This is a genomic window from Rugosimonospora acidiphila (assembly GCF_039543385.1).
GTDB lineage: Bacteria > Actinomycetota > Actinomycetes > Mycobacteriales > Micromonosporaceae > Rugosimonospora > Rugosimonospora acidiphila.
This window is the reverse complement of sequence record NZ_BAABJQ010000008.1, coordinates 277,424-298,368: the sequence shown is the minus strand read 5'-3', so window position 1 is coordinate 298,368 and position 20,945 is coordinate 277,424. Positions and strand designations below refer to the sequence as shown.

At 69.3% G+C, this 20,945-nt stretch carries 17 protein-coding genes; 6 read left to right on the top strand and 11 right to left on the bottom strand.

Annotated features, from left to right (window positions below):
• Positions 1-142: 142 nt before the first annotated feature.
• On the bottom strand, positions 143-2,908 hold the full coding sequence (locus ABEA87_RS16875) for an Ig-like domain-containing protein (protein WP_345630597.1): 2,766 nt from the start codon (positions 2,906-2,908) through the stop codon (positions 143-145).
• Between the two features lie 467 nt (positions 2,909-3,375).
• Between ABEA87_RS16875 and ABEA87_RS16870 the strand changes: the two genes are divergently transcribed.
• Positions 3,376-4,959 (top strand): alpha/beta fold hydrolase, encoded by a 1,584-nt coding sequence (locus ABEA87_RS16870; protein WP_345630595.1) that lies wholly within the window; start codon positions 3,376-3,378, stop codon positions 4,957-4,959.
• A 120-nt stretch (positions 4,960-5,079) separates the two neighbouring features.
• Here the strand turns inward: ABEA87_RS16870 and ABEA87_RS16865 are convergent, their stop codons facing one another.
• On the bottom strand, positions 5,080-5,697 hold the full coding sequence (locus tag ABEA87_RS16865; protein ID WP_345630593.1) for a hypothetical protein: 618 nt from the start codon (positions 5,695-5,697) through the stop codon (positions 5,080-5,082).
• Between the two features lie 143 nt (positions 5,698-5,840).
• Here ABEA87_RS16865 and ABEA87_RS16860 point away from each other — a divergent pair, with 143 nt between their 5' ends.
• The gene (locus tag ABEA87_RS16860) at positions 5,841-6,302 is read left to right on the top strand and encodes a MarR family winged helix-turn-helix transcriptional regulator (protein WP_345630591.1); all 462 of its coding nucleotides are present in this window, start codon (positions 5,841-5,843) and stop codon (positions 6,300-6,302) included.
• A 195-nt stretch (positions 6,303-6,497) separates the two neighbouring features.
• Here the strand turns inward: ABEA87_RS16860 and ABEA87_RS16855 are convergent, their stop codons facing one another.
• Complete coding sequence (locus ABEA87_RS16855; RefSeq protein ID WP_345630590.1) at positions 6,498-7,241, bottom strand: hypothetical protein; 744 nt, start codon at positions 7,239-7,241, stop codon at positions 6,498-6,500.
• 171 nt (positions 7,242-7,412) lie between these two features.
• On the opposite strand from ABEA87_RS16855, the gene ABEA87_RS16850 reads away from it, so the two are divergent.
• A complete protein-coding gene (locus ABEA87_RS16850; RefSeq protein ID WP_345630588.1) occupies positions 7,413-8,066 on the top strand; it encodes a TetR/AcrR family transcriptional regulator in 654 nt (217 codons plus the stop codon).
• A gap of 16 nt (positions 8,067-8,082) precedes the next feature.
• On the opposite strand, the gene ABEA87_RS16845 is transcribed toward ABEA87_RS16850, so the two are convergent.
• Positions 8,083-8,772 (bottom strand): hypothetical protein, encoded by a 690-nt coding sequence (locus ABEA87_RS16845; protein ID WP_345630587.1) that lies wholly within the window; start codon positions 8,770-8,772, stop codon positions 8,083-8,085.
• Between the two features lie 95 nt (positions 8,773-8,867).
• On the opposite strand from ABEA87_RS16845, the gene ABEA87_RS16840 reads away from it, so the two are divergent.
• Positions 8,868-9,131: a LysR family transcriptional regulator gene (locus tag ABEA87_RS16840; RefSeq protein ID WP_345630586.1), complete on the top strand. Its 264-nt coding sequence runs from the start codon at positions 8,868-8,870 to the stop codon at positions 9,129-9,131.
• Between the two features lie 163 nt (positions 9,132-9,294).
• Here ABEA87_RS16840 and ABEA87_RS16835 read toward each other — a convergent pair whose 3' ends face one another.
• On the bottom strand, positions 9,295-9,717 hold the full coding sequence (locus ABEA87_RS16835; RefSeq protein WP_345630585.1) for a hypothetical protein: 423 nt from the start codon (positions 9,715-9,717) through the stop codon (positions 9,295-9,297).
• Between the two features lie 151 nt (positions 9,718-9,868).
• The gene (locus ABEA87_RS16830; RefSeq protein ID WP_345630583.1) at positions 9,869-10,375 is read right to left on the bottom strand and encodes a hypothetical protein; all 507 of its coding nucleotides are present in this window, start codon (positions 10,373-10,375) and stop codon (positions 9,869-9,871) included.
• A gap of 555 nt (positions 10,376-10,930) precedes the next feature.
• Between ABEA87_RS16830 and ABEA87_RS16825 the strand changes: the two genes are divergently transcribed.
• Positions 10,931-11,338 carry a YciI family protein gene (locus ABEA87_RS16825; RefSeq protein WP_345630675.1) on the top strand — a complete coding sequence of 136 codons (408 nt, stop codon included), beginning with the start codon at positions 10,931-10,933 and terminating at the stop codon, positions 11,336-11,338.
• 20 nt (positions 11,339-11,358) lie between these two features.
• On the top strand, positions 11,359-12,597 hold the full coding sequence (locus tag ABEA87_RS16820) for an RNA polymerase sigma factor (protein WP_345630582.1): 1,239 nt from the start codon (positions 11,359-11,361) through the stop codon (positions 12,595-12,597).
• A 238-nt stretch (positions 12,598-12,835) separates the two neighbouring features.
• On the opposite strand, the gene ABEA87_RS16815 is transcribed toward ABEA87_RS16820, so the two are convergent.
• The 5 genes from ABEA87_RS16815 to ABEA87_RS16795 all read right to left on the bottom strand — a co-directional run bounded on the left by ABEA87_RS16815 (position 12,836) and on the right by ABEA87_RS16795 (position 20,748).
• A complete protein-coding gene (locus tag ABEA87_RS16815) occupies positions 12,836-14,200 on the bottom strand; it encodes a hypothetical protein (protein ID WP_345630580.1) in 1,365 nt (454 codons plus the stop codon).
• A gap of 331 nt (positions 14,201-14,531) precedes the next feature.
• On the bottom strand, positions 14,532-16,103 hold the full coding sequence (locus tag ABEA87_RS16810; protein ID WP_345630578.1) for a hypothetical protein: 1,572 nt from the start codon (positions 16,101-16,103) through the stop codon (positions 14,532-14,534).
• Between the two features lie 236 nt (positions 16,104-16,339).
• Positions 16,340-17,866: a leucine-rich repeat domain-containing protein gene (locus ABEA87_RS16805; protein ID WP_345630576.1), complete on the bottom strand. Its 1,527-nt coding sequence runs from the start codon at positions 17,864-17,866 to the stop codon at positions 16,340-16,342.
• Positions 17,863-19,935, bottom strand: a complete 2,073-nt coding sequence (locus tag ABEA87_RS16800; RefSeq protein ID WP_345630574.1) for an ankyrin repeat domain-containing protein — start codon at positions 19,933-19,935, stop codon at positions 17,863-17,865. Before ABEA87_RS16800 ends, ABEA87_RS16805 begins: the two co-directional genes overlap by 4 nt.
• A gap of 177 nt (positions 19,936-20,112) precedes the next feature.
• On the bottom strand, positions 20,113-20,748 hold the full coding sequence (locus ABEA87_RS16795; RefSeq protein ID WP_345630572.1) for an MSMEG_1061 family FMN-dependent PPOX-type flavoprotein: 636 nt from the start codon (positions 20,746-20,748) through the stop codon (positions 20,113-20,115).
• Between the last annotated feature and the right edge of the window lie 197 nt (positions 20,749-20,945).

Genomic DNA, 20,945 nt, shown 5'->3' with positions numbered 1-20,945 from the left:
CGCAGGTTCGCCGACCCGACCGCCATGGCGAGAACGGCCTTCAACTCCTGAATCCTCAACCTCGTGCGCCGGGGTCGCCGCCGTCCACTCCGTCCCTGGAGGACGGCGGCGACCCCGACAGTTCATGGCGCGTCGGGCCCGGTCAGCTCGACGTGACGCTGATGTCGGAGACCGTTCCGGATCCGCCGCCGTACAGGCCGGAGAACACGCCCGTACCGACCTGCAGATCCTTGCCCATCACATCGGTGATGGTGCCGACCTTGTTCCAGGTGCCGTTGGCGAAGTAGTACCCGGTGAAGCTGTTACCGGTCTTGACCAGTTGCAGTTGCTGCGGGGTCACCGCGGCGGTCGTGGTGGCCACCTGGGTGGTGCCGGGCAGTGTCAGGTCGCTGCGATAGGCCATGACAATCTGGTTGTTCGCCTGGACGCGCAGGTTGACCTCCTTGGCGTTGCCCGCCGCACCGTCGCGGATCATCGGGCCGATGCCCGCGGAGGGGGTCTTGGCGTCCACCGTCTCGGTCATGGTCACGTTGGTGGCGTTGACGGACTGGTACAGCGAACTGCCCCGGTCGTCATTGCTCCAGATGTTCCAGCCGGTGGTGACGATCGTGTAGGCGCCGTTGTCTTCGGTGACGAAGCCGCTGGCCGGTCCGCCGAACTCGTCGGTGTTCAGTTGTCGCAGCGTCCACCCGGCGGGGTCGGAGTAGTTGGCCGGCATCACGGTGACCATGAACTGAGTGATCGCCGCGTGGCCGCCGACGGTGACCCGGGCCTGGACCGTGGTGGCCCCGGCCTTGAGTCCGTGCAGGGTGCCGTCGGGGTCGACGGTCGCGATGCTCGGGTCGGTCGGCGTGTAGACGACACTGTCCGGTGCCGGCGAGGTGCCGTCGCTCGCGACGGTGGTGAGCGGAGTCTGCAGACTCGCGCCCTCGGCGACGGTGTAGGCACTGGTGCCGACCTTGGCCGCCACCAGGAACGGCTTCGCCTTGATGGAGGCGCCCGGGTGCCAGACCGGCGCTCCGTACTGGTATGCGCCGATCGACGGGGCGGCATCGGTCGATCCGTCGGTGATGCCGGAGATGGCGACGCCGGCGTTACGGGCGGGCGAGCCCGCCTGGAGCGTGAAGTCCTGGTGCGCCGGGTCGCTGTACTGGGGGTCGACGCTGGTCGGCAGGTTGTTGTTGACCTTCACGTTGTTGCTCGCGGTCTTCGCCTGATTGGCGCCGATGTTGTTGATGATCTCCGTCCCGCTGTCCAGGGGCGGGTTGTAGGCGTACACGCCGCCGGTGTTGTTGTAGACCTTGTTGCCCTTGCCCGGCGAGTTCATCATGACGGTCGCGCCGAACAGGTACCCGTTGTTCCAACCGACGTTGTCCCACACCTTGGCCTGGCCGGAGCTGGCGTCGAGGTACACGCCGGCCATGCCGTACTGGTCGACCAGAGCCATCGGGGTCGCGTCGTGGACCCAGTTGTGGTCGAAGCTTGTGCCGGTCATGTCGAGGTTGCAGCACACGTAGATCGCGCCGGTATCCACGATCAGGCGGCCGAATCCGGAGATGTCGTTGTAGGAGATCGTGTTGTTGCGGAAATTGAACGGCCCACCGGCCGGAAACAGGTGCGACTCGACCTGGATGCCGGCGTGGCCGACCCGGTAGATCGTGTTGTGTGAGGTGACCTGGTGCTCGCCGAAAACGGTCACGCCGGCCGTGTAGGTGCCCATGCTGGACATGTCGTGGATGACGTTGTTGGTGACAGTGTTGCTGTCGCCGGTCTGGAACACGCCGTTCCCCGCGCTGAAGGCTATCTCGCTGTCCTTGAGGGCGTTCCCGGTGCCGTTGAGGATGATTCCGGTGCTGTTGTTGCCGGTGGTGTAGACCGGGGCGCTGTCGAACGCCGACACGTACGTCACGTTCAGCCCGGAGAGCACATCGCCGGTGGAGCTGGGGCCGGTGGTGATGCTCGCACCGTGCACGTGGAAGCCCTGGATGACGACGTGGCTGGCGTAGCTCAGGTCGAAGGCGTAGGTGCGCTGCTTGGCGCTGATGTGGTTGCCGGGGGCGGTCTTCGACCAGAAGTAGAGCGAGCCGCTCGCCGGGTCGTAGTACCACTGATTGGGGGCGGAGAACGCCTCCAGCGAGCCGTACAGGTAGTAGCCGGTCTGAAAGGCCGCCACGCCGAGGTTCGGTGCCGTGGTCAGGGCCACCGATCCCACCTTGGAGGAGGCGACCTTCTGGGTCTGCACGACGTACCAGTGCCGGGTCTGGATCTGCGAGCCGGTCCAGTACCCGTCGGGCTGCGTCAGCGCCGGGTCGGCCACCGTCACACCCGTGGTGCCGGCCACCGCGTACTCGACGTTCGGGGTCAGCGGGTCGGCGCCGGGGTCGGGCCACTGGGCCTCGTTGGCGGCGGTCGCGTTGACGAAGATCTGGTTCCCGGCGAGGCCGGGCGCGATCGTCAGCGGCGCCTTGTACATCTCGCCGGCCGCGACGGCCGCCGCGAACGGCGATCCGGTCAGCCGGGCGTCAGCGCCGGTGACGGCGGTCAGATCAGCGGTGCTGACCTGCTGCCAGCCGGTCACCGGGTCGGCGCCCTCGACGGTCACGGACTGGTGCCGGTACGCCTCGATGGTGATGGGGGCGCCGGCGGTGCCGGAGTTTGGGACGTTGACCGTCTCGCGGTAGGTGCCGGCGAGCACCTCACAGGTGTCGCCGGACAGGGCCAGATCGGCGCAGCGCTGGATCGTGCGTAGCGACTTCTTGATGCTCGTTCCGCTGTTGCGGTCGTTGCCGCTCGGCGAGACATAGAAGGTGGTTCCGTGGCCCTTCGCGAAGGCCGGCACGGCGAGCAGGCCGACGGCGAGAGCCGAGACGCCAAGGATCACCTTGGCGCGGGTGAGAATCGTAGGCACGGCACTCCTTCAAGCTGGGACGCTTCGGGTTCAGTGCAGGTGCGTGACGTGTGCGGTGCCGCCACGTCGGGCGGAAGTCCGGGCCGGCCTCGCTCGGATCGTGGTAGCGCGGCCGGGCGTGCCACAGCCCGCCGGTGTACAGCGGTTGCGGCACTCCGCAGGTGAGTTGGGACAGCGCCTCAGTGACCACCGGAGCTTCACGCGGCGCCGGGGCACGGGCATGGATGGCGGCGAACCAGCCACCTCCGTGGCGACGGTTGGGCTGACATGGGCAACTCCGACGGTTCTTCCCAGCGGTGGCCGGGTGGGCGGGCCGGCACTGTCATGGGCCGCGACCTGGGGCGGAAACGGTGGCGATGATCCCGGACCGAGTAGGTGAGGAGCCGGCCGAGCGTGGGATAAATTATTCCGCTTGCCTAGTCGCTATATTTCTTTACACATAAACGGACTGCAATATACTAAGCACCATGGCCTTGCTTGAGCAACCCCCGTCGCCGGGCACCCGCACCGCCGCCCTCGACCGCGTGCGCTCCGCCCTTGCCGATCTCGCCCCGGCCGAACGCCGCGTCGCCGATCGCCTCCTGACCGATCCGGCACGGGCCATCGCCATGTCCATCAGCGAGTTCGCGGAGCTGTGCGAGGTGGCCCAACCCACCGTGTCCCGGTTCTGCCGCAACGTTGGCTTCCCCGGTTACCCGGCGCTGCGCCTCGGGGTGGCCAACGACTTCGCCGCCGACGGCCACCAGGCACGCGAGGTGGCACCCGACACGGTCAGCCCACTCGCCGACCGGCTGCGCACGGACGCCTCGATGCCGGGTGCGGCCCGTCAGGTGCGCCTGGCCCGCTGGGTTGAGATCTGGCCGGCGCCCGAGCTGGCCGGCGCGGGCGCGGTGCTCGCCACGGGGCTGGCTGAGCTGTCGGTGCCGGCGGCCTGCTCGGGCGTACCGAGCCACTGGCCCATCAGGGCGCGCGGCCTGCCGACCGGTTCGGTGGTGGTGCTGCTGGCCTACGGGAACGCGGATTTCGGCGCGAATCCCGGGCTCGCCGCCGCCCGTGCGGCCGGCGCGCAGGTGGTCTACCTGGCCGCGGTCCCGTCCCGGCAACTGCTCAAGGAGGCCGACATCACCGTGCCGCTGCCCGAGGGACCGTCGGCCGAACTCGTCGGTCTGCTGCTGGCCGACGCGATGGTCGAGGCGGTCCGCCAGGCGTCGAACCTCGCCGGGCCGACCGGTCCGGCCTCGCCCTGGCGCCCCTGGGCCGATACCCAGACGCTGTTCCTGCCCTCCCGCCCCGATCCGATCCCCGCGCTGCACCTGCGGGCACCGCGCGACGCCCGCCGGGGAACGCTCGTCGTGTTCTACAACGGCTTCCGGGGAAACAAGGAACAGGCACTGCCACCCGGCGTTCCCAGCAACCGGGTCAGTGTCAGCATCGTGGCCGCGCTGCTCAACGCCGGCCACGACGTGCTGGTCCCCGACGCGCCCGGGCACGGCGACCGGAAGCGGGCCTGGCAGGACGTCACCGAACTGCACCAGAGCAGCATGGCCGGGCACGGGCCGGACCTGCTGAAGATGAGCCGGGCCGAATCGAAGTCCATCATCGATGCGGTCTTCTCGCTGGGCCTGGTCGCCTCCAACGACCGGCTCGCCGTGGTCGGCCAGTCCTGGGGCGGGATGCAGACCCTGTTCAAGCTCGCCTGCGACCCGCGCCCAGCCTGCGGGGCAGCCATCATGCCGGTCTGCGACGTGACACAGATCCCCGAGTTCGCCGACCTGGGAGGTGCGGCGCGGGTGCTCACCTCCGGACCGAACACCAAGCTCGCCGCGCAGCTGGCCGGGCGACCGCTGCTGGTCATCGCCGGGGGCCGGGACACGCTCAGCACCCCCCAACACATCGCGGCCTTCGTCCAGGCGGCCAGAGTGGCGTACGAGGCCGCCGGCGCGTCACGCCAGCTGCGCCACATCGTGCTCGACGAGGTGAGCCACGAGTTCGATCCACGGCAGGTCGACGCCGTTCTGGAATGGCTCGACCAGCACCTGGCCGCCCCGTGAGCTCCCCGATCCGGCCCGGGCGGGCCGCGCCTGCCCAGCCTCGGGCTCGGCAACGCCACCTCCCAGACGGCCGCCGGCCCGGCACCCGCGCCCCGGCCGTGCCGGATGGGACACGGAGGATCAGTCACTGCTGTGGGTGGCCACCGCGCGAACGGGAGGGAGCGCGGGGGGCCGAGTCGGGTCGCCGGCTGGAGCCAGGCGCCTTACCGCCTCTGGCATCGTGCCAACCGTGAACGCGTGGACGGCTGGCCCGACGGACACCGTGACGAACGACGCCACGGACGGAACCCCGGCGGGGAGCGGAATGGCGTACTCCCCCGGATCGAAGTGGGAGTCGGTCACCCGCATCGTGGTGGCCGTCGGCTCGGGCGGCGTGAATGAGGTGGCCCACCAGGCCTCGACGACCACCCGGGCCGGTTCCCGCAGGGTGAGTCGCACCGTTCTCCTCGTCGGGTCATATGCCACGCCGTTGTCGTCTCCGACAGTCGACACAACCCCCTGAACCTGGGCGGCGATGAGGCCGGCGATCCCGCCGAGTCCCTGCACGAAGGCGACGTGGCCGTTGACCTTGGAAATCTCCTGTCTGAGGTACTGCTTGGTGTTGGACGGAACCATGCCACCGAAGACGACGACATCGATGTTCGTGGTGTCGTACTCCGTCAGCACCTCGTCAAACTGGTTTGTCGCATCCGCGCGGAAGCCCTTGCCTCGCAGGATTTCGGCAGCGTCAAGGATCACGCTTGGACTTCTGCCGACGATCAGAATGCGTGCGGGTCCGCTGGCGGTTGGTTCGTCCATGAGCCGGCCTCCCAGCTAGATTCAATGTTGGCATGGCCAACATAGCAAACGTTGGCAGCGCCAACAACTGGTAATCTCTGCCCATGCCGATGGATCACCCGCCAAGCCGCACTCCCGCCCGCGTCGCGGACCGTCCGACCTGGCTCATAAGCCGGACCTTCGCCCGCTCGTCGGGTCTGCTCACCGCTGGGTTCGAGTCGCACGGCCACGGCCTTCGCAGTTACCACTACCGCCTGCTGGCCGCGCTCGACGAGTGGGGGCCGGCGAGCCAGGCCGACCTGGGCCGGGGAACCGGGATCGATCGCAGTGACGTCACGGCGGCGCTGTCCGAACTCGAGTCACGTCGGCTCGTCGAGCGGTCCGTCGATCCCGCACACAGGCGCCGTAACATCGTCACCATCACCCCGGCCGGCGTGCAGCGACTCCTGGAGCTCGACAACGTCATCGACGATGTCCAGGAACAGGTTCTCAAGCCTCTGACAAATCCGCAGCGGCGTCAGTTCATGGCCCTGATGGCGAAACTTCTCGCGGCCGAGGACGAGTAAGTCGAGCGGGTGACTCCGGCGACTCGAACGACGACGAGGCTGGTCGGCCGCGCCGAGCCAGCCTCGCCGATCACGTCTCCTAGGTCGAGCGCGCCGTCAATTCCTGATCAATGAACTGATGAGGGTGTAATCGCAGCGAATGTTGGCAGAGCCAACATGTGAGCGGCGTGGGAGTCGCGTTCAGCTGCGTCGGGTTCAGCCCAGGTTCGCGACGGAACGAGCCGCGACCGGGATTGACCGGGCCACCACCGACAGGCGTCGCAGCGAGACCACGTGCAGGGCAAGGGCCACCGGTACCGCCGCGGTCGGGATCAGCGTGAGCGGCAGCAGCCCCAGCGCCTCGGTCGACGGCCTGACCGCCAGGATCCGGTGAGGTGCGAGCGCCGCGAGGAATCCGGTACCGAGCGCCACCACGAGATCCAGGATGCCCAGCGCGTTGAACCACACCGCGCCACGCCGGCCTCCGCCGGCGGCCAGCCGTCGGGCCACGAACGGCGCCGAGATGCCGACGGCCACGTCGCCGAGGCCGGCCGGTAGCGCGAAGACGGGCGGCAGCTTGTGCAGGGCCAGCACGATAAAGAACACCACTCCGACCACCCGCAGCGTCTGCGGCACCGCCAGCCGGGCCGGCGTGCCCGGATCGGCGAGGATCCTCGACATCACCGGGATCCGGGTCGCCAGCAACGCCACGAGCAGCGGGCCGACCAGCGCGAACGGCATCCAGACACGCAACGTGGCCGGGTCCTGCCGGTACACGTCGGCGTGGGCGAGCAGACTGTCGACCACGATCCAGGCGGCGAATCCGGCACCGGCCGCCACCGCGATCCCGGCACCGGCCCGGCGCCCCCGGCCGGTGGCCACGGCGGCGCGGTACAGAACAACACAGGTCGCCGCCGGGATGCCGATGGCCCCGGCCGCGACCAGGATCCATACGGACAAAGGCAGATTGAACACCATGGCCCCCTGTTGAGCATCTCGAACAACAATTCGTTTCCGAACAAGGTGTTCGAGTATGGTGTGGCGGGGCAGGTGCCCGTCAACAACCAAAGGCGGCCGCGCGTCCGCTACCGCACAGTCCGCGGACGACTGTTCGCCAACCGGGAGGTCGCGATGGCAGAGTCCGACCGGCGGGTACGTCGCACCCGCCGAATCCTGCGCGAGGCTCTGGTGTCACTGGTCCTCGACAAGGGCTACGAACGCATCACCGTGCAGGACGTCCTCGACCGCGCCGACGTCGGCCGGTCGACGTTCTACGCCCACTTCCGCGACAAGGAGGCGCTCCTCGTCTCCTGCTTCGAGAACCTGGGCGAGGACCTGCGCCGCGAGTTCGACTCGATGACGCCGGGCGGCCAGATCGACGTCGCCGGTCCGGCCGCCGCCCTCTTCGCCCACGCGCACCAGCACCGCGACGTGTACCGGGTGCTGTGCGGCCGGCAGGGCGGCAACCTGGTGTACCGTCACCTCCACCAACTCGTCGGCGAACTGCTTCGCGAACGGATGCGCCGCCACCTGGCCGCCACCGACGACGAACTGCCTCTCGACATCGTCGTAGAGTTCCACACCAGCGCCACGCTCGGAGTCCTGACCTGGTGGATCAACCATGACTTCGAATCTGGACCGGCCGGGCTGGCCCGGGTGTATCGGCGACTGGCGGCGACCGGGCTGACCGGGGCCCTCGCCGACCGCGCCTCGCCGGGGCGGCCGGACGATGACCGACGGCCTGAAGCCGCCCCGGCCGCTGCCCGTGCCGAATCCACCCGGTAGGTAATGCCCCGAAGGGTTAGTCGCCAGGCACGCACATGAGCGCCATCGCGAACACGCATCCGCTGGCGTACGAGTGCAGGGCAGACGGAAACTCCGCCTCCAGCAGGTACGCGGTCTGCCGCTCAACGACCTTGTCCGGCTCATCGAACACGGCCACGGGACTCTTCACAGCCGCCATCGCGGCCAACAACACCTCATGATCCTCGACCAGTCCCGCATTTTCCTTCGGGACGTGGCCACGCCATCGACCGGCCACCGCGTCCTCGGGTACCTGCAGCAGCGGCACCTGGATCTGCGCGAGACCCAGCACGTCGGACGCCAACACCGGCAACGGCTGCGGAACCCGCGGAGCCAGCCCACCAGCGACCCGGCTGGCCGATTCGACCGCACACACCGCATACATGGCCGCGGCCCGCGAGTAGACCACGGTCAGCCGTTCCACATGGTCACGACACGCCGCATACCGCTCCCAGGTCACCCAGGCCAGCATGTCACCCCGGTCCAGATCCCCGGACGACCGCCAAACCGGCTCAACCGTGTGCGCCAACTGCGCCTGAGCATCGAGCAACGCCAGACCGGCATCGTTACATGCCTGCCCCAGCCGCAACAGCAGGTCCACCACGTCGCTAGGCGCCTCCGCCTCCATGTCCAGCGGAAACAGCGATCGTGGGCCCGGCCGCCGCGGGTCCTCCCAAGGGGGTGTCATCACCACAGGATAGGGCCGTCCGAGCAGGTGTAGGTGCGCGCATGGAACCCTAGCCACGTGGACACGCCTCGGGTCCATCACGGTAGGTTGATTTGATGATCGACTCAGAGTCTCGGCATCTGCGGTCGTTCCTGGCGGTAGCCGAAGAACTGAGCATCACCCGGGCCGCCGCACGTGTGAACCTCACGCAGCAAGCGGTCTCCATCCACCTCCAACAGCTCGAGCGGTCGCTCGGCGTGGTGCTGCTGGTGCGTACCTCGCGGGGCGTGTCGCGCACCCCGGCCGGTCACGAGTTCGCCGTCGGCGCGAAGGCCGTACTGGACGACCTCGACGCGCTGGCTGCGACCTGCCCGATCTGAGCGCGCAATCGGTCGCGTGCCGGCTCCTCCTTCCCCGAACAAGGAGGAGCCGGCGCGTTCCAAGAAACCGACGTCACCGAAGCTGCGCAGCGTGCCGCTACGCGCGTGTGGCCCAACGGCATCGGCAGATCCAACCGATGCCGTTGGGCCACCGGCGGGCCCGTCAGGCGTAGCCGTTTTCCCAGGCACTGCAGTACTGATAGAGGACGGCCCCGTTCTGCTCCGGGCAGATTCGCATTTCGAACCGGGCGCCCTCGGTGATGTGCAGCGTGTAATTGACGATGGTGCCGGCCCCGTTGCGATTCCACCCGAAGTAGGGACCGATGTCGGCGAGGTCGTAGCGGTAGTTCTCCACCGCCACGCCATAGCCGTCGGTCGCATCGTCCGAGATCTCCAGCCGTTCGTTACCGCTGCCGGCGTCGGACACGAAGTGCGCGTCGCCGCAGAGGATGATGCCCATCTTGCAGAGAGCCCAGGCGTCAAGGTCGGATGCGGCGGATGAGGGGCTTGCCGTCACCGCCGTGGTGGCGGCTACCGCGCTCACCATGACGGCCAGGCAGGTCGCGCTGCGCTTGAAGATCGACATTGCGAGTTTCGGCCTCCGTTGCATAGAAGGTGTTCGTTTTCCTTGAGCGTCCTCATAGGACGCACGCGAGTCCCTTGGATCCCTTACCATCTCGACAGTGGCTACTTTGTGATGTGCTCAACCCCGTTGACGGAGCCGGTTCGGGTGGTGCTCAGGAGGCGCGGTTGGGGCGCATCCACTGGTCGAAGTTCCGCCTCGGGCGCCGGACCACGAGGTCCCCGCCACCGTGCAGCCGGCCGGAGACCTCCACCCGCAGGAACGTCGGCGTGGCGCCGTCGGACTGTGCCCGCACGTCGAAGTCGCCCAACCGCGCGTCGAGGTCCTCGGCGACGACCTTGATGCCCGGCTGGACCACCAACGTCAACTCGCTGCCCAGGCCCAGATCGACGTCCAGGTGCACCGTGTCGACGTCGATGACCGCCTCGGTGAAGTCCAGCCGCACATTACCCGCGGTGAGACGGACCTCGATCCTGCGGGAAACGATCCACGGCCCTTCGCGCACGACGGTGCCGAAGCGCCGGTCGATGCGCATCAGGTCGCGCGTCACGCTGTCCGGCTCGGCGACCGGGGCGAGTAGGTCCGCCACCCCGTGGAGCAGCGCCGCATCGGTCTTGGCGAGCGTGTCGGTTCCGGTCCCGGCGTACGTCGTGATTCCCATGCCCATGACGCTACGAAGCGTGGAACCGGGACGGTATCTGCCTGAGCCCACGGTCGGGTGGGTCTAGCCCCACTCAACCATGCGTGCGGGTGCGGGTCGGAGGCGTGCAGGGCGACGAAGATGAGGAGCAGCCTCACGCCGAGCACCGAGCACCGAGCACCGAGCACCGAGCACCGAGCACCGAGCACCGAGCCGATCTGACTGGCCGGGTTGACCACGGCGCTGCCCGCACTCCCCCAGAGCCGCGGCCGGAGCACTGCTCGACGCCGCCACCTGCGTATCGACATCCGCCCAGGGAGTGACGAACTCGTAGGGCCGGATGTCGCCGGCCTGCGGCCAGGGCCATGACAATATATGCGAACGAACCGGAAGAATTGGATCTCAACGGTTTCGCTGGGGCGGCGAAGCACGGTGGGCGCGCGGTGCGGCTGATCGCGTAACTGATCACTGGGACGCGATGCGGCGGTACCGTGTCCGTTCGGGCGGCGCGGCCTCGACGTCTCGGGTGAAGGATGCCGCTGGGGCGTCTGCGAGAAAGGAATGGCCGTGAAGTACATGATCTTGACCTTCGCATCGCAGCAGGACTACCAGGCGATGACCGGACAGGGGTCGAGCCAGCCGGTGTGGACGCAGGAGGACTACGCCGCACTGGGTGCGTTCATGGACGCGTTCAACAAGGAGCTGCTCGACTCGGGCGAGTTGGTGGAGACCAGGGGCCTGAGTACCCCCGTGCACTCCAGGCGGGTTCGGCTTCAAGAGGGCGTCCCGGTGGTGACCGACGGTCCCTACGCCGAGTCCGAGGAGGTGCTCGCCGGGTACTGGGTGGTCGAGTGCGCGAGCTTTGACCGGGCGACCGAGATCGCGTCCCGGCTGGCCAACTGCCCCGGCCCCGATCACCTGCGGGCACGAGCGTACGCGGATGTCCGTCCGATCGACGAGCACCAGCCCGACTTCGAAGGCTGAGCTGAGGCAGGCGGGCCGCGATGGCCAGTCTCGAGGTCGAGGACCTGCTGCGTCGCCTGACGCCGCAGGTCCTCGGCGCGGTGGTGCGCCGCTACGGGCATTTCGACCTGGCCGAGGACGCCACCCAGGAAGCGCTGCTGGCGGCGGCGACGCAATGGCCCCGGGACGGGCTACCGCACGACCCCAGGGCGTGGCTCGTCACCGTCGCCGCGCGGCGGTTGACCGACCTACTACGCGCCGAGCAGGCCCGCCGCCGACGCGAGGAGATTGTCGCCCAATGGGCGCTCACCGAGATCGAGCAGCCCGGAGCCGACCAGGACCGCCCGGCGGATGGGGACGACACGCTGGTCCTGCTGTTGATGTGCTGCCACCCCTCGCTGTCGATGGCGTCCGCGATCGCCTTGACACTGCGAGCGGTCGGGGGCTTGAGCGTCACCGAGATCGCCCGTGCCCTGTTGACCTCCGAGCAGACCATCACGCGCCGGATTACCCGCGCCAAACAGTCGATCAAGAACAGCGGGGTGCCGTTCGCCCTGCCAGCCGGTGACGCCGGTCGCCTCGATGCGGTGCTGCGGGTCCTGTACCTGATCTTCAACGAGGGATACGCCAGCACCGTCGGCACCCAGCTGCTCCGGGTGGACCTGGCCGAGGAGGCGATTCGCCTCACCCGAACCCTGCACGCACTTCTGCCCGGCGACAGCGAGGTGGACGGGCTGCTGGCGCTGATGCTCCTCGTCCATGCCCGGCACCGGGCCCGCACCCGTGCCGACGGTTCACTGATCCCGATGGCCGAACAGGACCGCGGTCTGTGGGACCGGACCGCTATCGAGGAGGGCGTCGCCCTGGTCACGGCCGCGCTGCCGCTGGGCCCAACCGGGCCGTACCAGCTTCAGGCGGCGATCGCCGCGCTCCACGACGAAGCCGGTAGCGCCCAGGCGACGGACTGGGCGCAGATCGCCGCTCTCTACGGCGTACTGCTCCGGCTGGACGACAACCCGGTCGTCGCCCTCAACCACGCCGTCGCGGTCAGCATGGTCGCCGGACCACGTGCCGGCCTGACCCTGCTCCAAGGGCTGGAGACCGACAGCCGGATGACGACGAGTCGCCGTTTCCACGCCGTACGTGCCCACCTCCTTGAGCAGAGCGGCGACCAGGCGGCCGCCCTGGCCGCGTACCAGACCGCCGCCCGGTGCGCCACCAACACCCAGCAGCAGCGCTACCTCAATCAACAGGTCGCCCGGCTGCAGAACCCGACCTGACCCAGCAACAGCTCCGCCATCGCGGGCGCACCTCGTGGACCCAACCGTCCCACCAGCGAGCGGAGCGGCCGGTCAGACGAGCGCCCGAGTCCGCGGAGCCAGGGTCCGGCCGAACCAGCACCGATCGCGCGACGGCATTCGGCCCCGCGCAGGGGTCCGATCCGGATGATCAGACTCGGCGGGGCCGGATGCGATTGCTCTCAGACGTTGCGGACCGGTTGCTTGAGCGACTGCGGGATCAGCCGAAGCAGTTCGGGACGGCGAAGCTGCTACCCGTGCAGTTGTTGGGACGGTTGGCGACGATGACCGACGTCTGATCCACGATGACCAGGGAGTCGCTGGTGAAGATCCCGCCGGCCGTGACCGTCGCGGAGTTCTCGGTGACCTGGGTGGCCGTGAGGGTGACCCTGCCGGACGTGTTGGAGATCCCGCCACCCTGCGAGGCCGTACCGATGGCCTTGTTCAGGCTCACGTGACTGCGCCGCAGCACAACGGTGGAGAGTCGGTTGGCGATCCCGCCGCCGTTGCCGCCGGTGGCGGTGTTCTCGTTGACCTCGCTGTCCTCGATGACCGCGAAGGCTGGCCCGCCGCCGAGGGGGAGAGTGAAGGTCAAGATACCGCCGCCGCCGTCGGTGCCGCCGGCCGTGTTGCGGTCGACCTTGCTGCGTTGCACGTAAACGGCGGCCCCCGACACGCAGAGGATGCCGCCACCGCTGGTACCGGCCGTGTTGTTGGAGACGGAGCTGTCCGTGAGCTTCGTGATGGCGCCCAGAATGGTGGAGATCCCGCCGCCGCCGGCCCCGGCCGTGTTGTTCTCGATTCGGGTGTTTGCGAGTACGGAGGTCGCCAGGTCGCTGAGCCCGCCGCCCTCGGCGCCGCTGTGGTTGTAGCTCACCTCGACGTTGCTGGTGGTCAGGTGACCCTCGTTGTAGATTCCGCCACCGCCGGCCTGGGAGCTGTTGCTGTCAACCTTGCCGAGGACCTGCGCGGTGCCCGTGGCCGTGGTCGATCCACCGCTCTGACCGCTCGATGGCGCCTGCGTCGGCCCGTTGGCGGGTGCGTTGTTGGGCGCGCTGCTGTTGGTCCCCGAGGTCCCGCCGGAGCCCTCGGCTTGACCGAGGACCGTGGTGATGCCGTAGTTGGCGATCCCGCCGCCGACCGCGGTGCTCTGGTTGCGGGCGACAGTGGTGTTGCGGAGGGTGGCCTGGCCCCCGGCCTGGACGAGCAGGCCGCCACCGCCATCGGAGTTGGGTGCGAAGCCGCCGGTGATGGTGAGGTTCTGCAAGGTCAGGTCTCCGCCGGCCGCGACGTTGAGGATGCGGAAGTTGGCGGCGTTGGCGGCGCGCACGATCGTGGCGCCCTGGCCGTCGATGGCGATCGGTTGGGTGATGACCGGCAGACCATCGGTGCCCTGCGTCGCGGTGAGGGTGTACGTGCAGCGAGCGGCGAGCGTGAGCTGAGCCCCGCCGGCAGCGTTCGCGCGCCCGATCGCCGTGATCAGCTTGTCGGAGTCGCAGGGCACCGACTGCGCCGTGCCGTACTGGTCATTGTCGGCCGCTCCGGCTACCCCACTGAACGCGGCGAGAGTGGCTACTCCGGTCACTCCGGCCAGTCCGGCCAGTCCGGCCGCGTACCACCGCCCCCGTTCGCGTCTACGTGGCGGTGCTGGCCGGGCTGCTTCAGCTTCGCTGACAGCCCGGTGTTTCGGCGGATAGTTGGACATCGCTGTTCCTCACCCTCTCGGTAAGCACCATGGGCGCACCACCAAGTTGCGGCGCGGATAGCCGTGAAACGGACGCAGCTATCAAAACCACCATAACGTCAGAATCATTCGCATAGCGCGTCTACCTGAATGAGACGCACCTTTGAGGGAGAAAGTCGTGCACCGACTACTACTTCGGGGACGCCTACGCGGTTGCCCGCGCCTCGCGGGATCAGCCGAAGCAGTTCGGGACTGCGACGGTGCTGCCGGCACAGTTGGTGGGACGGTTAGCGGTGATGACCGACTTCTGGTCCAACGTGACCAGGCTCCTGTTGCTGGCGACTCCGCCAGGCGCAACCGTTGAGGAGTTTCCGGTGACCCGGGTCGCCGTGAGGGTGACGGCGCCGCCTTGGTTGGAGATCCCACCGGCCTGCGAGGCGGTCCCGACGGCCCTGTTGAGGCTGACGTCGCTGCGCCGTAACACCAGGCTCGAAATCCGGTTGTTGATCCCGCCGCCGCTGCCGCTCGCGGTGTTCCCGCTGACCTCGCTGTCCTCGATCACGGCAGCGCAGACCCCGGGCGGAAAGATAGCGGACGCCTCGCCGTCGATCCCGCCGCCGTCGCCGGTCGCCGTATTGTGGTCGACCTTGGTGCCCCGCAGATAGATGGTGCTCGCCTCACAGGCGATGCCGCCGCCGTCCGCACCGGCGGTGTTATCGGAGACGGAGCTGTCCTCAACCTTCGTGATGGCCGAGAAGCTGGTGATACCACCGCCGGCCGCTCCGACAAAGTCGCCGGACGCTGCCGTGTTGTGGTCGACCCGGGCCCTCGTCAGTGCCGCGTTTCCCACGTCGGTGAGCCCTCCGCCCCCACCGCCACTGTGGTTGTAGTCCACCTCGACGTTGTCGCCGGTCAGGCGGCCCTCGTTGTAAATCCCCCCGCCGGAGCTCGCGGTGCTGTTGTGGTCGACCTTGCTGCCGGCCTGCCCCGTACCCGCGTTCCCGGTCGATCCGACGCTCTGACCGCCGGGCGACGCCTGCGTCGGGCCGTTGCCGGATGCCTTGTTGGGCGCGCCGCTGCTCCCTGATCCCTGGCCAGCGCCGCCGTCCTGCCCAAGGATCGTGGTGATGCCGTAGTTGGCGATCCCGCCCCCGACCGTGGCGCTCCGGTTGTCGACAACGGCGGCGTTGCGGAGGGTGGCCTGGCCGCCGGACTGCACCAGGATGCCGCCACCGCCCGGTGAGTCTGGCGCGAAGCCGCCCGCGACGGTGAGGTCTTTCAGCGTCAGATCTCCGCCGACCCCGACGTTGAGGATGCGGAAGTTCGCGGCGTTGGCCGCGCGCACGATCGTGGCGCCCTGGCCATCGATGGTGATCGGCTGGGTGACGATCGGCAGGCCATCGGAGCCCTGCGCTGCGGTCAGGGTGTACGTGCAACGCTCGGTGAGTCTGAGATTCGCCCCACCGGAAGCGTTCGCGCGGACGATCGCCTCGATCAGCCTGTCGGCGGCGCAGGGCACCGATTGTTCGTTGCCGAGGGGGCCCGTCCCGGCTTGCTGGCCGCCGCCAGTGGCGCCCTGGCCGGCGGGCGAGTCACCGTCCACGCCGTAGGCGGCGAGGACCTGCCGCTCGGCGGACGACAAGATGAGGCCGTGCGCTCCGGTCACCCCGGCTACGCCGGCCATGCCGGTCAGTCCCGCCAGCCCGACCGCGCACCATCGCACCCGTCCGCGTGTTCGTGGCGGCGCCGGCCGGGCTGCCACGACTTCGCTGACGCCCTGGCGGTTCGGTGGATCGTTGGACATCGAAGTTACCTAACCCTCTCCGTACACAACGTCGGCGCACGACCCCGAGGCAGCGCGGATAGCCGTGAAACGGACTCAACTGTCGCATACCACCGTAACCATAATATTTTTCGCCTCGGGTCCGGACTCGCTCGAGCAACGCTTTCGGGCCGAATACCCGCCAGGCGGGCGCCGCGAACGCCCAGACGCTGACCACCGGGCGCGCCAGTTGACCGGCGGCGCGATGCCCCCACGGTTCAGGTGCTCAGCGTGGTGACCAGCTTGATGATCTCCGTGGCGATCGGTGCCACCGTCGCGAGCCCCTGGGCCAGCGACCGTAGCCCGTCGGCGTAGGTGGCGACCAGCCTGCGGTTCGGGGCGTCCTGGGTGGCGTTGGCGATCAGGTCGCCCGCGGCCGCGGCGACCGCCTCACCGTCGGCGCGCTGGTCGGCCGGCAGCCCGTCCAGCGCCTCGGCCAGCCGGTCGGCCAGCCGCGACAGCTCCTGCCGGGTGTCGTCGGCGACGCCGCTGGAGTTGATGATCTGCCGGACGTTACGCAACGAGGCGTGGACGTTGAGGTTGGAGTTGGTCACGTTGCCCACATTGATCTGATCGCCCATGGTCGTCCCGCCCAGGTGGAGGTGGATTTCTGGCGCGCCGGCACGGTGCGGCACCAGTTCGGCATCGAGCAACCGGCCCACGGTGGCCACGACGAAGTCGGCACCGCCGGCGGTCTGAACATTCGGCTCGAGGTCCACGAGGGTGCGCCCGGACCCGCGGGCGTGCCGTTCAACCAGTTCCAGCGCGCGTTTGCGGCTGAGATGGCGCAGCACCAGGCGGGTGCCGTCGGCGAGCGTGACGACCACACCGACCGCGCGGAACCGCTTGAAGTACAGGTCGAGCACCGTGCGCACCGCGCCGATGCCGCTGAACGCGAGAGAGAACGCGAACGCGTACGTGGCCGCCTGCAGGTACTGCCGGTCGTGGCGGTACCCGCCGGTGGTGTGTTCCTCGATCGCCGAGGTCGTCGCGGCGGCGAGCGCCTCGGCGGCGGCCGTCGCTTCCTGGGCGGGCATGGGGCCGAAGGGGTTCGCCCGGGCGGAGAACCGGCGCACGCCCGGTTGTCCCACCAGCCCGTACGGCGGCTCGGTCAGCGCGTTGTCGTCCAAAAAAATCTCGTGCAGCCCCAGCGGCCGCAGCCCGGCGGCGGAGGTGAGCCGGTTCCCGGACAGGTCCAGCATCCGCAGCCGGCGCAGGGTGGCCAGCCCCGCCGGTACCTCGGTGAGGGCGTTGTTGGACAGGTCCAGCTGGTACAGGGTGTCGGCGCAGCGCAGGGCGGGCAGCGTAGTGAGCCGGTTGGTGGACAGGTCCAGCCGGACGATCCCGGGCAGCGCCGCCAGCACACCCACATCGGACAGTGAGTTGTCGTAGAGGCTGAGGGTGCCCAGCCGGGTGCAGCCGGCGAGCTGCGGGGGCAGCGTGGTGAGCCGGTTCTCCGAGACGTCCAGGCGGCGCAGCCGGGTGAGCCGTCCGATCGCGGGCGGTAGTGTCGTCAGCCGGTTGGCGGCGAGGTCCAGGCACGTCAGTTGGGTGAGCTCGCCCAGGTCCGGAGGCAGCTCACGCAGCCGGTTGCCGGACAGGTCGAGGACGCGTACGTCACGGGCCTCGAACACCCCGGCGGGTACCGTGCGCAGGCCGAGCCCGCGCAGGTCGAGCACGCCGTCGGCGACCCACCGCCCGGACTCGACGATCTGGGTCGCCCGGGCCACGGACTGGTCGGTCATCCGGCGGACCGTCTCGACCCAGCCGACCCGGCCGACCCGGCCGGTCCGTCATCGGGGCCGGCGAGCGCGCCGGCCGCGCCCAGCAACGCGGCCAGTTCGGCCCGCCCGTGCCGTTCGGCCAGATCCAGCGGGGTACGCCCGTCGTTGGTCTCCTCGTCGACGTCGGCGCCCGCGGCGATCAACGCACGGACGGTGTCGCCGGCCACCTCGGCCGGGCCCACCACGGCCAAGTGCAGCGCCGTCACTCCCAGCGCGGTGGCAGCGTCCGGGTCCGCGCCCCGATCCAGCAACTCGCTGGTCAGCAGGCTATGGCCGGCATCGACGGCCTCCATCAGCGGCGTGAGCCCGGCATGGGTGGGCGCGTCGAGATCGGCGCCGTGGGCCAGCAACTGCCAGGCGATGGACGGGTGGCCGCGGCGGCACGCCATGTGCAGCGGCGTGCGTCCCTCGGCGTCGGCGCGGTCCGTGCGGGCCCCCGCCTCGATCAGCCGTGCCGCCACTTCTATCTGGTCGGCGTCGATCGCGGCCAGCAGCGGGGTGACGCCGGCGCCGGCGGGATGGTCGAGGTCCGCGCCGAGGTCGAGCAGGAACGTCACCAGGTCCGCGTCGCGGGACGCGGCATCGGTCAGCAGCGTGCCGCCGCGCGCGTCGATGGCGGCGTCGAGATCGAGCCCGTGGCCACGCAGTTGAATGAGGGTCGAGCGGCACGCGTCGGCGTTCGAGCTCAGGCACAGGATGCGTTCCGTGGTGCGCAGCGCTCCGGTGACGATGCCCAGCTCGCGCAGCAGCGGCGAGGCGTGCTCACCGCGGGCACCCCGCTCGATCGCCAGGCGGGTGGCCGCGGGGTCGCCGCAGCGTACCCCCAGGGCCAGCAGCTCGTCGGGGTCGGGCGTCTCGGGCGCGTCCTCGCTACGCAGCCGCATCAGTCGCGCGATGTCCTCCACGTGCCTGACGTCGTCGCTGTAGAAGGCGGACCTGGGCGGGTGGAGGCCGATCGCCCGGTAGAGATCAGTCTCATCCCGGCCGAAACGGCCCTCGCGCCACAGCTCGTCGAGCCACCGCGTGGCGTCGGCGGCGGAATCGGATGCCGGGGTGGCCGACCCACCGGGCACCGGCTCGTCGGCGAACCCGACGTGGAACACTCCCCGGTCTGAATACGCGGTGGCCACGCGTGACGGTGCCACGCCGAACACCCGCAGGGCACGCAGAGCGCACCGGGCGGCGGCGGTCAGCCGGATCGCTCCGTTGGCGCTGAACGATAGGTGAGTGCAGACGGTGCCGGCGATGCGGTCCCGGCTGCACAGGACCGTCAGGCCGTCGCTCAGCTCGTGGCGGCGGGGGTCGTCATGGCCGCGCCACGGCTGCCCGATCAGCCCTTGAGCGGTGTCCAGCATGGCCGGTAGGGCCGCCTCCAGAGCATCGACCGTCCTGGCCGTGCTGCCCCCTTCCCGCCGCGAGCTGATGTGGTGGCCGACCTCGTGCAGGGCCGCGCCGGCGAACGCGCCGCTGGAGTGGCGGATCACCTCGCGGCCGACCTCGAATGTGGTGTCCATGTTGCGACCGTCGACCACGCGGGCGCTCGCGGCCATCTGCTGGGCCGCCGAGTGCAGCTGCGCGCTCAGGCTGTACCCGGTGTGGTCGAGTACCAGGCTGCGGTAGGCGAGGACGTCGAGCAGCATCGCCCGCAGCGCCTCGTGCTGGGTCGGCGTGTCGCGCTCCACCAACGACTGGAAGCGGCGAAACGCTCTGTCGTAACCGGCGTCGCCGGCCCGCTCGGAGTACCGGTCGGGCAGCATCAGTCCCTGATCGACCAGCAGCCAGGGGTAATAGCCCAGCGCGTAGGCCCGGGCGATCGCCGGCATCTCGGCGTTCACCAGGTCGGCGGGCACCGCGACGTCGGGTACCGGCGGCCCGTCGGGCTGGAGCTGCTCGGCAACGACGGTGGCCAGCGCGAGGACCGCGGCGAGGTCGCGGTCGAGGGCGAGGGCGCGCAGCGTGCCCAGTGCGCTGGTCGCGGCGGCCCGTCCGGGCGAGTGGAGCACAAGGTCGATCAGAGCGGGGTAGGCCATGAACCATCCCAACGGCCGACAGCAGCCTATGCCGTGGAGTATGGCCAACGCGTTCGGAGGTTGTCGATCGCACATTCGGACGCCGCTACCCCGGCTGTCGGGATGGCGGGATGAACCCAAGCCCCGGAACCGCACAGATCGACATCGAGGTGTTGACGCATGCGAGGGCCTTGAGGGTCAGTCAAGTCGGTAGAGAAGCGAGTCGCGCTGGTCCTGTTCAACCTCGGCGAGTGTCAGGTCGGGGTCGCGTTGGTGAGCGAGTGCGACCTCAGCTGCCGTCGGCTGGTCCTCCTTGCGGGGCCACGCCTCAGGTCGCCACATCTTCGCCCTGACGAATGCCTTGGGACAGTGGACATATACCTCGTCGGCCCGCACCACCAGCGCGGTCTTCGGCGGCTTACCAACCGGGGTCAGTCGAACCAGCAGGTCTTCCTCGGCGGTGATCCAAGCAGCACCGTTCACGCGTAGCGTGGTGTCCCGACCCGGGATGACAAAGTTGAGTCCGGCGTGTCCATTGGCGAGGACATTGCGATAGCTGTCCAGCCGATTGTTGCCGGTCGCATCGGGGATCGCCACATGACGCTCGTCGAGGACCGTCACGAAGCCGGGGGTTCCACCGCGAGGGCCCACGTCACAGCGCCCCTCGGCGTCACTGGTAGCGACAAACACCACGGGCGAGACCGCGATGAGCCGGCGCGACATCTCGTCGAGGTGGTCAAGCTCCTTGCGTACCGCCCGCTGCTTGGGATTCGCGTACAGCTCCCGAAGCTGCGCCTCGCTGGTCAGGGCTCGGAACATCAATGGGTCAGCCACTCTGGTGACCATAGCGTGGCGCGTGAGCAGGGTGCAACGCCATTGTCGATCGCGCTGCTCGCGGGGCGGCGGCGACAGTCCACGGCTCGCCGCGCCCCGCTGTCGCCGATGCTGGCTCATAGCGCGAAGAGTGGGCCCGCCGCGGCCGACCGGCACAGTCCGCGGGTCTCCCCCGTCCACTGTGTACGTGAACGTCG

What these genes read in the sequence shown, in the direction of transcription:
- ABEA87_RS16870 (WP_345630595.1), top strand. Translation starts at nt 3,376, where the DNA reads ATGGCCTTGCTTGAGCAACCCCCGTCGCCGGGCACCCGCACCGCCGCC.
- ABEA87_RS16860 (WP_345630591.1), top strand. Translation starts at nt 5,841, where the DNA reads ATGCCGATGGATCACCCGCCAAGCCGCACTCCCGCCCGCGTCGCGGAC.
- ABEA87_RS16850 (WP_345630588.1), top strand. Translation starts at nt 7,413, where the DNA reads ATGGCAGAGTCCGACCGGCGGGTACGTCGCACCCGCCGAATCCTGCGC.
- ABEA87_RS16845 (WP_345630587.1), bottom strand. Translation starts at nt 8,772, where the DNA reads ATGACACCCCCTTGGGAGGACCCGCGGCGGCCGGGCCCACGATCGCTG.
- ABEA87_RS16840 (WP_345630586.1), top strand. Translation starts at nt 8,868, where the DNA reads ATGATCGACTCAGAGTCTCGGCATCTGCGGTCGTTCCTGGCGGTAGCC.
- ABEA87_RS16835 (WP_345630585.1), bottom strand. Translation starts at nt 9,717, where the DNA reads ATGTCGATCTTCAAGCGCAGCGCGACCTGCCTGGCCGTCATGGTGAGC.
- ABEA87_RS16830 (WP_345630583.1), bottom strand. Translation starts at nt 10,375, where the DNA reads ATGGGAATCACGACGTACGCCGGGACCGGAACCGACACGCTCGCCAAG.
- ABEA87_RS16825 (WP_345630675.1), top strand. Translation starts at nt 10,931, where the DNA reads ATGATCTTGACCTTCGCATCGCAGCAGGACTACCAGGCGATGACCGGA.
- ABEA87_RS16820 (WP_345630582.1), top strand. Translation starts at nt 11,359, where the DNA reads ATGGCCAGTCTCGAGGTCGAGGACCTGCTGCGTCGCCTGACGCCGCAG.
- ABEA87_RS16810 (WP_345630578.1), bottom strand. Translation starts at nt 16,103, where the DNA reads ATGTCCAACGATCCACCGAACCGCCAGGGCGTCAGCGAAGTCGTGGCA.
- ABEA87_RS16805 (WP_345630576.1), bottom strand. Translation starts at nt 17,866, where the DNA reads ATGACCGACCAGTCCGTGGCCCGGGCGACCCAGATCGTCGAGTCCGGG.
- ABEA87_RS16800 (WP_345630574.1), bottom strand. Translation starts at nt 19,935, where the DNA reads ATGGCCTACCCCGCTCTGATCGACCTTGTGCTCCACTCGCCCGGACGG.